This is a genomic window from Streptomyces sp. NPDC006265 (assembly GCF_040613555.1).
Taxonomy (GTDB): domain Bacteria; phylum Actinomycetota; class Actinomycetes; order Streptomycetales; family Streptomycetaceae; genus Streptomyces.
In genome coordinates, this window is sequence record NZ_JBEXSH010000202.1 from 1 (window position 1) to 11422 (window position 11422).

The following is an 11422-nucleotide window of genomic DNA, read 5'->3' on the forward strand; positions in this document are numbered from 1 at the left end:
GCCTCCGCGCGAAGTCCACGCCGAGTACGACAAGTTGCGAATCGCCGCGTGAAATCAACGGTCAGAAGCCTGTCCGGGAAACACGAGGCCCCTCACCCGGCCCTGCTCGATCAGAACCAGGTGAAGTCCGATCACGGACCGGTATGGCAACGCCTTCTCCTCCTCGACATGGCGGTGCGATCGGAGGCCAGTTGACAGCGCGGTCCGCAGGCCAACTGCCCAGGCACGGAGCGATCCGTCCTGCGAACGTGCCAGCTGAAGAGCACGCGGCCTTCTGGCAGGCGACGGAAAAGGTTCGGTCAACGCCCCAGCAAGAGCGCCGGGGTGAAACCGACGGCGCCTAGCAGGCAGCACACACGGCACAGTGGGCCTCCCGAAGCATGAGGAATTCAATGCGTACGCCGCCTGTGACCGCAGCGACTCGGGTGCCCGTTGCCGGACTCCGCCGAGTCTATCTAGCTTGAGTCCTAGGGGTGTTGGGCGAGTCCGTGTTCTCGACGCTTCCACCCGTTGCGGTGTCTCTTCGAAGCCTTGGGCGCGTCGAGGCGTGCGACGGCAGGGTAGCCCAGCCTTCTCCGTTAATGGGAACAGCCGTGGCAGGCCAACGTCCCCGACTCATTGCGGGACTCCCCACTCGCATGGACGAAGACCAACGCACCCGACCGCGAGGTGCGCGAGCAGCTCGGCGGGCCGTCCAGCCCCCCGGCCCGTCCGACCGCAGGCGCACCCACGGGCCTGAGGCCAGCTGGCGGTCACCGAGGCCGCGATGTTCGCTCTTCGACGGCTGCTGTCCCACACCATGGCTACAGCCATCGAACAAATGGCTGAATCACCCACACGAAAATGCCCGACACCCTTACGTCACCGGAGATAGACTCGTCAACGTCCGGCAGCGGGCACCCGAGCGTCGCGGTCACAGACGGCATTGGACAGGATTCGTCGTCCCCGGGAGCGCTGCCTCGTGACGTACACGCCCACGTTTGCGCCAGAGCCGACTCGCCGACAAACTCACCCGCGCTGGCGTCGAGCACCTCAGCGCGGATCCGGGCCGGCTGGAGGCCGCGGTACGCCAACTGCTGGCCTTGGCCTGTTCCGTCTCGCTGAGCATTTTGCCGCGCGGCCTGACACGGGGGCCGCGGCCCTCGGTCGACGAGCTGGAGCCCCAGCCACTCCTGCGGGGGAAGCAGATTTGGTTCCGGCTCAGCGGCACCACCGCCGAAGAGGGGCGATGCCGACGCACCGCAAGGGTGTTGTTTCAGCCCATCTCGCCGATTACGTAAGCCAGTTCGACCATTCTCGGGCTGTCTTGCCGTGCTGTCGCGCGGCCTAGACTCAAGGTCGTTTGCCCGGCGTCGGCCGCCCGTCATCAAGGGGTGCCTGCCGTGCGCCCTGGCTTTGGGCGCCGCCGGGTGCGCGACCGATTCCATCGAATGCAGAAGGGTGTTCTCGTGCCCGAGAAGGTCACCAAGGACAAGGTGCTGTGCTACGTCGTGCGCGACGGGAAGTTGCTGGTCTTCCGGCACACCGACTACAGCTACGAGGAGGTGGGCATCCAGGTCCCGGCCGGCAGCATCCGCGAGGGCGAGACGTCGGAGGCGGCGGCGCTGCGCGAGGCCCGCGAGGAAACGGGCCTGAAGGACTTCAAGATCGTGCGGAAGCTCGGCGAGACCGAGTACGACATCAGTCCCTACCGGTTCGAACTCCAGCACCGGCACGTCTTCCACCTGGAGCTGACCGAGCCCACCCCGGAGCGCTGGATGAGCCAGGAGGACCACGACGGGGAGCAGGAGCCCACGCACTTCGAGTGCTTCTGGATCCCGCTGGAGGCCGCCCACATCCTGCAGTCCGGCCAGGGCGCCCTGCTGGGACGCCTGTACGACTGATCCCCCTACCGGTCACGGCCACCCCGGGAGGCAGCCGATGCACCGCACCACCGAACAGCACGACCCGATAGCCCAGCTGTACCGCGGCCTGGACAGCGCCGTATCGGTGATCTTGAAGTTACGCGGTGAGACCTGCGACATCGACTGCCTGTACTGCTACGAGAAACGCAAGGAGTCCCCAGGCGGAGCGCGGATCGACGCCGGCCAAGTGCGCCGGGTCGCCGAGCTCTTCCAGGGGCGTCCACTCGCCGTCGAACTCCACGGTGGCGAACCATTGACCGCCGGCCGCGACCACGTCGCCGACGTCCTGCGCGAACTGGCCGCCCAGCCCACCGTGGTCCGAGTCTCCCTCCAGACCAACGGCGTGCAGCTGAACGAAGAGTGGCTGGACCTCTTCGACGCCCTGTACCCGGACCTACAGATCGGCATCTCACGGGACGGGGACGCGGCGGGCAACGCCTGGCGCGTCGGCTACGACGGCCAGCCGGTCTACCCACGCATCGCCGCCGCCCTGCGGCTGCTGGCCGCACGCGGCCGGAAGACGGGTGTGATCACCGCGGTCACCCCGCCGGTGCTCGGCCGCGCCGAGGCAGTTCTGGACCACCTCGCTGGCTTCGAGGCGGTCAACGCCGTCAGCTTCGTGCCCTGCTTCGACGCCTCCGTCCAGCGTTCCACCACTGCTCAGGGGCGGCGCCTCCCGGCGAGCCGACTGCTGCAGGAAGCTGCGGTCCGCGGCCCCGATGGGCCCGCCTGGGCGATCAGCCCGGCCGAGTACGCCGAGTGGATCCTCGCCGCGGCCGTCCGCTGGATCGACGCCGGGTATTTCGCCCGCATGAAACTGGAACCGGCCGTCTCCACCATCAGGCGGCTGCGCGGTCTGGACAGCGGCTTCTGCCACTTCTCAAGCATGAAGTGCGACCACGTCTTCACGCTCTACCCGGACGGACGGCTCGGCAGTTGTGACGAACTGCCCTGGCCGGAGGCCCAACTCGGCCGCCTGGGCCAGATCCCCGACGAGGCCGGCGTCGTCGCCGCTCAGCGGCGGCTTCCGCTACTCAACGCGGGCAAGGCCCTGATGGACCGATGCACGACGTGCTCGTACCGGTCCGCGTGCGGCGGCGGCTGTGTGGCCACCCGATGGCGCCAGGACCAGGCCGGGGACCAGGACGCCTACTGCGACTACCGAATACGGGTGATCGACGGCATCGCCGCGCTCCTCGCCCAGCCCGCCCACCCGGCGGGTGTCTGGTGCCGTACGGTGCGCTGGCGCCCCCGCACCCCCAACAGCATGCGCAACGTCGCAGCATTCCTCGCCCGCTGGGATCGCACCGACGCCCACCGCGCCCCGGTGCGGCTGCACACCAGCGCGCACGGCAATATCAACACCGTCGGCCTGCCTGGCGTGCACGAGGCGGACGATCTGGACCCGGCCCACCCGCAGTGGCACGAAGCAATCGAGCCCAGCGTCCGCCCCCTGGTCGACGCATTCACCCGATCGTGGGGTCTGGTCACATACGACAGCTGCCAGGGCCACCCGTACACCGGCCTTGACCTTCCGGCCACCGAGCGCCGCGTCGGCATGCTCCCGCGCGACCGGGCCGAGTACGCCCAGGCTGCCGCAGCTCTGTGCCGGACGGTCACCGCGGCGGCCCCCGAGCTGCCCGCCCCGGTGCAGGTCACCGTGGGGCGGGCGGAGCTGACGTGCGAGACCACCGGGGCCACAACGCCTGTGCTCGACCTGGCGCTACACCCGGCCCTCGGGTACGGCTGGCCGGCGTACTTCCAAGCCCTGGAGGCGGCCACCCACGTCGTCGCGGACGCACTGCGCGGCGAACGACCCGCCGCAGGCGACGCCTGCTGCTGCCCGGTCCCGCAGACGACCACGCCCACGAGGGAGGTGCCGGCGTGAGCAGCGCCACCGACGCGATGACGATTCACCAGTTACTGGGGCGGGTCGTGTACTTCCATGCCCTGTTCATCGAACCCGCGCTCCAGCCTGGCCCATCGCCCGGGGCAGGCCCGGCGTGCTGCAATCACCGTGCGGCACCAGGCCGCGAGTCCACCGCCGGCGAGTTGCTAACGGACTCCGCCTGGGCAGCCCTCATCGAAGCCGCCGCCACCCTCCCGGCTCATCACGAGCCATGCCCGCAGACCGGCAGCGGGTGCTGCGTCACCTGCCGCATCGCTGCCGCAGCCGGGTCGGTCGCCGTCGGATGGGCACAGACCGAATACCGCACCTACGAACGGGCCGAGCCCACCGAAACGCTCCTGCGCTCCTGCGCCCGGGCGGCGGCGGCCCGGCTCGGCCGGGTCTTCGCCGCCCAGCACGCCGTCTCCTGCCCGGCGCTGGACCGGCTGACCGTGCCGGACGAGCTGCCCAGCTCCGAGGAGCTGCCGCTGACCGGCGAGCTGTTGGGCCTGTGGGCCAACCCGACCGCTACCACCCGCCACCCTGTGGCCAGTTGGCTCAACCACTGCACCGGTCTGGACGACGTCCGACGCGTGCTTGAGACGAGGAGGACCGGCTCGTGATCCATGTAGCCGAGACCGTCACGGTCGGCAGCATCGAGGACTTCCTGAACCCCGAGGAGCGCGCCCGACTCGCCGCCATGATGAACACCTTCCTCACCGAGGAGAACCGCGCCCACTTCGGCACGCAGCGGGCCACCTCCATCCACGAGATCCCCGGCCACTCGCACGAGCAGGCCATGGCCGTGTACGAGCCGGCGGGCCGAGTCGAGGTCCCCAAGATCCCGGACGAGCCCGAGCACCTGCTCCAGCACGCCTTCGACCGCGCCCGCCCCGCCCTGTCCCGCGTCATGCCGTCGATCACAGCCTGCCGCCCGTGGACCTACGTCGAATACGGCCCCGGCCAGCACATCACCGGCCACCTCGACGGAATCGCCCCCGATCCGCTCGCCTGGCCCCGGCAGATCGCTGGCGTCAGCGTGGTCATCCACGCGGCGGAGGCCGGCGGCGCGTTCTACGTCGAAAGCGCATCCAGCGACCGCCTGTGGGACACCCGCCTGGACCACGATGCCCAGGGCCACGGCTATGCGGACGGCATGTGGCTGGCCCATGACGGCGCCGACCACTCTGCCGACTGGTACGCAGCCATGCCCCGCACCCGGTGGAGCGTGAGCCCCGCCGTGGGCACCGCCCTGCTCTACGGCTCCCAACTCACCCACGGCACCGAACCGGTCACCCGTGGCCGGGTCGCGAAGTTCATCAGCTGGCTCATCGCCGAGAAACCCGAGGGGTGAGGCCCGTGCTGTTGGCCCTGGAAGGAATTGCCGGAGCCGGGAAGAGCACCCTGCGCGACCGGCTCCTGGGCGTCACCGCGGCCGACAATCGCGTCCTCGGGCACATCGGCCAATTCTCCTGGCTGTCACTGCCAGCCACCCGCACCATCATCGGCCTGCGGGCCGGCCGCCCGGCGGCCACTGCCGAACACGCGGTCGCCGCCGCCCGGTTGGACCTGGAGCTCCACGCCCGCCACAACCTCGCCCCCGCCCTGTCCCTGGGCCCGGTGGTCGCCGACCGCCTCACCCTCTCTACAGCTTGCCTGCTCGCCCTGCTCCACAACCGCCCCGTCACCGACTACGTGAAACATCTCGCCAGCGTGAAGGCTGCCAGGGCGGAGCTGACCGTCCTCCTGACCACCGCGCCCGAGCTGTGCCGCACCCGGCTTTCCCACCGGGCCACCGCCCGCCGCTTCGGCGAGGACCCGCCGACTGCCGCCCGGCTCGCCGACCTGTACGAGCAGGCCGCCACCGCGTGGACCGATACAACCGGGCTGCCCGTACTGCGCCACCCGTGCACCGACGAGCCCGACCTCGACCTGCTGACCGCCGCCTGCCTGGACCGGCTGCACAACGCCGCCCCGCCCACGGCGCGACGATGAGGAGCCGCCCCATGCACCTGCACCCGATGCACCCCGCAGCCTGGGTCCTCGACCAGCTCCTCCACGACGGCTGGCACGTCCACGACCTTCTCTCCTTCACCCGCGCCAGCACCCTGGTCCTCGCCAGCCACGACGATGGGCCCCCGGTGGTCCTCAAGGCCGGCTTCGGCAGCAACCACGTCCTGGCCGAACTCGACGAGAGCGCCCGCAAGGCCGCCTACGGCTTCTACTGGTACGCAGAGATGACGGAAACCGAACGGGCCCTGACCCGCGAGGACTTCCGTCACGAGATTGCCGTCACCCGCGCCGCCAAAGGCGCGCACCACGTCGTGCCGCTGCTGGAGGAGGGCAGCACCGACCGGTTCGACTGGTACACCATGCCCTTCTGCACCGGCGGCAACTTCCGCTCCCATCTCACCACTGCCCCGACTCTCACGCCTGGCGAGAAGGCTGCCGGTCTGGGCGTGCTGGCCGACGTCGCCGAGGGCCTGCGCACCCTCCATGAGCGCGGAATCGTGCACCGCGACGTCTACCAGGAGAACATCCTTATCCGCGATGGCCACGGGCTGATCACCGACCTCGGCGCCGCACGCCGCACCGACACCCCACGCGGACCCGCCACCCGCGGCCCGGAAGTGCACTGGCCACCCGAGTACGCCACCTCCTACGACCGCGCCACCCCGGCTGCCGACGCCTTCAGCCTCGCCGTCCTGACCTACCGCTTCCTTTGCGAGGACATGCCCCGGCACGGCCACTCCCGCCTCGGCGCCGCCCCACCGGACCTGCGCCTGCTTATCTCCGCCGCGCTCGCCCCCACGCCCGAGGACCGGCCCGCCATAAGCGAGCTGCGCGACGCCCTGCGCCAGGCGGCCACCCCCGCCGCCACGCCGCCCCCGCGCAGCCACTGAACCCGCCGCCGTCCGGAAGGAGACCGCGATGCCCACCGCACGCTCGCCGCCGCGGTGCCCGGTCCCAGAAGGTGCACCGCCCTATCACCCCTGATCGGAAGGACGAGCACACTCATGACCGACGACCGAATCAGCGAGTTCCTGGCTGCCGTGGACGACCTGCGCGGCGACGACACCACCGTCCGTACCACCGCTCACACCTCCAGCGTCTCCGCGAAGGGCTGGCCGACCGCAGAGGCCCCCGCGCCCGCAGGCACCGACGCCTGAACATCGCGCACCATACCGGCAGCACATCGCCGGTGAGCACCTCCTGGGGCCGGACCGCCAAGGGCCCGGCCCCAGGCCCAGCTGCTGTCGGAAGGACCCGCCCCGTGGACGCTCCCGCCACTGCCCTCTCCTTCGCCCCGATCCCGGCCCAGCACCGCGACCGCACCCACCGGATCCGCACCGTCCTCAAATCCGCCGGCCAGCACCAGGACGGCACACCCGATTCCGCGAATTCGGCCGCCGACTACTGCCTGGCCCACCACGTCCTCGAAGGCGCCGAGGCCGCCGCCCGCGCCCGCGACACTGCCACCTTCGACTGGTACGGCGCTCACCCGGACACGAACGCCCCGGCGCTGTCCGTGCCCACCGTCATCGGCCCGCGCATCGTGGTTGCGCCCGACCCGGACCGCATGCCCCACTCGGCGATCTCCGAGACCCCCTACTACGTACTGGGTCCCGACACCATCCCCGCCCCACCGGACCTGCGGGAACTCGCCGCCGCCGCGTACGACGTCGGCGCCCGCCACGGCTTCGCCGGTCTGCTCGCCGGCCACGCCGTCGTCCTGTGCTTGCTGCACCGCAAGAAGCTCGGCGACACCCTCGATAGCTGGACCATCACCCGGCTGCCCGGCACGATCTACTGCGACCACGTCGACGACCCCGTCGTGCTCGCCCGCGACCTGGTCCATGAGGCGGGCCACAACTGGCTCAACGACGCCCTCGCCGCCACCGCCTGCAAGATCAGCGAGGAGGCCACGTTCTACTCCCCGTGGAAGAGGACGATGCGGCCCGCCTTCGGCTTCCTTCACGCCTGCTTCGCCTTCCCCCTCACCATGATCCACACCGCTCGCATCCTGCCCTCCACCAGCGGCGATCTCCACCGGTTCCTGTCCACATATCTGGACCAGCAGCGCGGACTGCTCGCCGGAACCGTCGACGACCACGCCCACGCGCTCGATCTGATCACCGATCCCGACCTCCGCCAGCACCTGCACACCGTCCACCACGAAGCGATCAGCCTGTGAGCCCCGACAGCACCCCGGCCGCACCCACGGACCGACTGGCCCAGCCTGGCGTGATCCTCCTGGCTCATCCCGCCGACGGCCCGCGAGTCCAAGCGCACACCGGGACCGCCAGCCTCGAACTCGCCGTGTCCATCGGGGAGAACACCGCATTCAACGTCGGCTCCATTGCCAAACAGATCACCGCCTACCTGTGCGTACGCGCCGCCCGCGACGGCCTCCTCTCCCTGGACCGGCCGACGCGCGACATCCTGCCCAACTTCCGCATCCCCGACGTGACCGTCGCCGACCTCATCCGGCACCGCGGCGGCATCCGGGACGCCGAGACCCTGCTGTCCCTGGCCGGCTTCCGCGACCTCGACCACTACACCGCCGACGACCTGCTCCAACTCGCCTACCGCCAGCAACGCCGAGCGGTCGAGCCGGGCCGTTTCCTGTACAGCAACACCGGCTACCTCCTCCTCGCGGAGGTCCTCACCCAGGTCCACGGCGCCGGGCTCCAGCAGATCGCCGACCGGCAGGTCTTCGCGCCGCTCGGCATGACCGCGGCCCGCTTCAAGACCGATCCCCGCGAGGTCATCCCCGGTGCTGCCGCCAGCTACCACGTCACGGCCGACGGCTGGCAGCACCAACAGGGCCCGGTCACAATGCCCGGCCCCGGCTCCCTGTGGTCCACCGCCGCCGACCTGGATCGCTGGCTCGGATACCTCTGGGAGGAATGGAGCGAGTCAGCCGACGACGGACTTCCGCATGAGCGCCATGTCGACTACCGGCCGAGCGACCACCCGCCGTTCACGTACGGGCCCGGGCTGTATGGCGACCCGAGGCCCGGCCGAGCGGCCGTCTTCCATTACGGCCACGAGCAGGGCTTTTCCGCCGCCGCACACCTCACCCGCGCGGGGCTCCGCATCATCTGTCTGTCCAACCACGCCAGCATCGCCGCCGACCAGGTCGCTGCCGCTGCCCGCGCTGAACTCGGTCGCACACTCGAAGCCGACCTGTCCAAACTCCTGCACCGCCAGCCCGAACCCACACCCATCGTCGCGGAAAGGAGCGGCGCCGACACGCCCCATATCCCGCTCGGCACATACGCCTGCGACGAGGTGCCCGGCACCCTACGCCTGACGCGCAGCAAGAGTTCGCTCTACCTGTGGCGCAGAGGAACGCATGACTATCTCACCCGCACTGGGGCCGCGACGTATGCGGCGAAGGGTTACACTCTCACGCTCCCGACCGCGCCGGCCGACGATAGCGCGCCCACGCCCGACAGCTTCATACTCGATCTCGACCGCGCGCCAGGACTGCAATACCAGCGGCGGTCGGACTGACCAATTCCCCACCGCAACCTCATAAGTAGCTTCAAAGCCAGTGTCGGCGAACGACCTCGCCACCCATCGTGTAGCCGCTGATACCCGGATACGCCGGGGCTCGCTCCCGAAGAGTCGCCGTCCTCGCGCATCAGCGACCAGGATTGTGAGCCGTACGCGTTCACGGTCGAGATGAAGCCGCGACCGATCGCCGCCTGCCCTTCATCGGCTGTATCGGCCATTTGTATGGCTCAAGTCGCCTGGTGGGGTCGACGGCGGACGCCCTAGCCATTCTCCGAGTTGGTCACCAACGCCGTCGAGCACAGGACCGGAGGCGTGGGACCTCGGGTTCACTACCCCGACAGCGAATTGCGGATCGAGGCCACCGACGACAAATCGAGGTCACCGACGACAACCTGCCCCCAGCCGAACTGCGCTCCTCTTCAGCCCTTCCCTGCCCAGTAGTTCTCCAGCATCTCACTAGGCCACGCGGGTTCGTGAGCCGGGCCGCGCGGCCCCATCTCGATGAAGAACGGAGACAGGTCGTAAATCTTCGTGCCGACCACGGCGTCCAGGTCGGTCACCCGTAGACGGAGACCATCGACTCCCAACAGGCGAGGGAAGGACTGCGCGAGCTGATTGGGGCGCCGGTGGTTGCGGTGCGCGAAGGTGCCTGTTGCCGGCCACTGCGGGTTTCCTCGCGGGCTGCGGGCGTGGTACTCGACGTCACTCGGGGACGCTTGGTCGAAGTGCCACACAACCACCAAATGAGAGAATTCCTCCAAGCCCTGCACAGAGTCGAGTGGAAACTCATCCTCATCAAGCTGAATTACCGACTCAATGTCACCCCAATAGTCGTCCGCAATCTCCCTACGGCCCGCGACGACTTCCCCGATCGGCTTGATCTCCAGAGTCATGGTCCAGCCTTTCGACTACGCCTCAACGACACTTGCGTTCAATCTACTTGGGTCAGGTACGCCGCAGCGCGGGCATCAAGTACGCCCACCGTGGAGATGCCGCGCTTCCGGTAGGGCGACAGAAGTTGTCGCATCTCGACGACCCTCTGCCGCGCCCGGCCGGAGTAGATCCCGTCCTCCATGGCGTCCAGGACGCTGGTCCATGTCGCGCAGGCTTCTTCAACGCCACCCTGTGCGGTTTGCGTCGCGCCCATGTACCCGAGGGTCACCGCGTGCGTTCGCCGGAACGCAGTTCCACGGGTGCGCACGGAGCGTCGGAACTCCTTGATCGCCCGCTGGTGATCACCGAGATCCCGCAGTGTGCATGCGGTCTCGTGCGCCAACGACGCCTCGCCGAAGAAGAACGTGCGGTCCGGCTCTCTGATGCCAGCGTGGGCGTTCGATCTTGAGAAGTTGATGCAGCGGCTCGGCCCGGCCGGCTCCAGGGTGCCAGTTCAAAACGTCGCCAAGGTCGTGCCGTTCGTGGGTGTGAACCGCCCCGGGTTCGGTAGAGATCTCAGTTGGTGGTCGTGACCTGGGGTTTCGTGGTTGTCAGGTAGTAGTTGGTCTCGTATTCGACGGGTGGGAGGTGGCCTATCTCACCGTGCAGACGTCGGTGGCAGTACCAGTCGACCCACTCGGCGGTGGCCAGCTCGACCTGGGAGAGGGTCTTCCAGGGCCGCTGTGGCTTGATCAACTCGGTTTTGAACAGGCCGATCGTGCTCTCCATCAGGGCGTTGTCGTACGCGTCGCCGACGGAGCCGATCGAGGCCGCGATGCCGGCCGCGTCCAGGTGTTCGGCCAGCTTGAAACTGGTGTATTGGCTGCCCGCATCGCTGTGATGTATCAACTCGCCCCGAACGTGGGGGCGTTCATCACGATCGCGCTGCCACAGCGCCATCTCCAGAGCATCCAGGACGAGCCGGGTCTCCTTCGACGTCGCGGCGGACCAGCCGACGATGCGGCGGGAGAAGGTATCCACGACGAAGGCGACATAGACCACCCCCGCCCAGGTCGCCACGTGCGTGAAATCCGCGACCCAGCAGCGGTTCGGTGCCGTGGCGACGAAGTCGCGGTCCACCCGGTCCGGTGCCCGCTCGACCTGCTGGTCCGGGACCGTGGTGATGATCTTCTTGCCGCGGACGGCGCCGGCGATGCCCAGCTCGCGCATCAGT

At 69.1% G+C, this 11422-nt stretch carries 11 protein-coding genes and 1 pseudogene; 9 read left to right on the plus strand and 3 right to left on the minus strand.

Annotated features, from left to right (window positions below; translation table 11 throughout):
• Positions 1–1448 precede the first annotated feature (1448 nt).
• The 9 genes from ABZ281_RS18245 to ABZ281_RS18285 all read left to right on the plus strand — a co-directional run bounded on the left by ABZ281_RS18245 (position 1449) and on the right by ABZ281_RS18285 (position 9312).
• Complete coding sequence (locus ABZ281_RS18245; RefSeq protein ID WP_107405494.1) at positions 1449–1883, plus strand: NUDIX domain-containing protein; 435 nt, start codon at positions 1449–1451, stop codon at positions 1881–1883.
• Between the two features lie 37 nt (positions 1884–1920).
• Positions 1921–3792, plus strand: a complete 1872-nt coding sequence (locus ABZ281_RS18250) for a radical SAM protein (RefSeq protein ID WP_356656640.1) — start codon at positions 1921–1923, stop codon at positions 3790–3792.
• Complete coding sequence (locus ABZ281_RS18255; RefSeq protein ID WP_356656642.1) at positions 3789–4415, plus strand: hypothetical protein; 627 nt, start codon at positions 3789–3791, stop codon at positions 4413–4415. Before ABZ281_RS18250 ends, ABZ281_RS18255 begins: the two co-directional genes overlap by 4 nt.
• Entirely contained in the window at positions 4412–5146 is a 735-nt protein-coding gene (locus tag ABZ281_RS18260) for a hypothetical protein (RefSeq protein WP_356656644.1), read from the plus strand. The genes ABZ281_RS18255 and ABZ281_RS18260 overlap by 4 nt, the downstream gene beginning before the upstream one ends.
• Before the next feature lie 5 nt (positions 5147–5151).
• Positions 5152–5787, plus strand: a complete 636-nt coding sequence (locus ABZ281_RS18265; RefSeq protein ID WP_356656646.1) for a hypothetical protein — start codon at positions 5152–5154, stop codon at positions 5785–5787.
• An 11-nt stretch (positions 5788–5798) separates the two neighbouring features.
• Positions 5799–6695, plus strand: a complete 897-nt coding sequence (locus ABZ281_RS18270) for a protein kinase (protein ID WP_356656648.1) — start codon at positions 5799–5801, stop codon at positions 6693–6695.
• A gap of 114 nt (positions 6696–6809) precedes the next feature.
• Positions 6810–6962, plus strand: a complete 153-nt coding sequence (locus ABZ281_RS18275; protein ID WP_356656650.1) for a hypothetical protein — start codon at positions 6810–6812, stop codon at positions 6960–6962.
• 104 nt (positions 6963–7066) lie between these two features.
• Positions 7067–7987 carry an HEXXH motif-containing putative peptide modification protein gene (locus ABZ281_RS18280; protein ID WP_356656652.1) on the plus strand — a complete coding sequence of 307 codons (921 nt, stop codon included), beginning with the start codon at positions 7067–7069 and terminating at the stop codon, positions 7985–7987.
• Positions 7984–9312: a serine hydrolase domain-containing protein gene (locus ABZ281_RS18285; RefSeq protein ID WP_356656654.1), complete on the plus strand. Its 1329-nt coding sequence runs from the start codon at positions 7984–7986 to the stop codon at positions 9310–9312. The genes ABZ281_RS18280 and ABZ281_RS18285 overlap by 4 nt, the downstream gene beginning before the upstream one ends.
• Positions 9313–9734: 422 nt before the next feature.
• On the opposite strand, the gene ABZ281_RS18290 is transcribed toward ABZ281_RS18285, so the two are convergent.
• The 3 genes and pseudogenes from ABZ281_RS18290 to ABZ281_RS18300 form a co-directional block, all read right to left on the minus strand.
• On the minus strand, positions 9735–10208 hold the full coding sequence (locus ABZ281_RS18290) for a TrmO family methyltransferase (RefSeq protein WP_356656656.1): 474 nt from the start codon (positions 10206–10208) through the stop codon (positions 9735–9737).
• A 38-nt stretch (positions 10209–10246) separates the two neighbouring features.
• A pseudogene (locus tag ABZ281_RS18295) lies at positions 10247–10651 on the minus strand (Tat pathway signal protein); the annotation flags it as partial.
• Positions 10652–10764: 113 nt separating this feature from the next.
• The coding region (locus tag ABZ281_RS18300) for an IS3 family transposase (RefSeq protein WP_356656658.1) at positions 10765–11422 on the minus strand (658 nt) is incomplete at its 5' end.

Coding starts and splice junctions, on each gene's coding strand:
- ABZ281_RS18250 (WP_356656640.1), top strand. CDS start 1,921: ATGCACCGCACCACCGAACAGCACGACCCGATAGCCCAGCTGTACCGC.
- ABZ281_RS18270 (WP_356656648.1), top strand. CDS start 5,799: ATGCACCTGCACCCGATGCACCCCGCAGCCTGGGTCCTCGACCAGCTC.
- ABZ281_RS18275 (WP_356656650.1), top strand. CDS start 6,810: ATGACCGACGACCGAATCAGCGAGTTCCTGGCTGCCGTGGACGACCTG.
- ABZ281_RS18290 (WP_356656656.1), bottom strand. CDS start 10,208: ATGACTCTGGAGATCAAGCCGATCGGGGAAGTCGTCGCGGGCCGTAGG.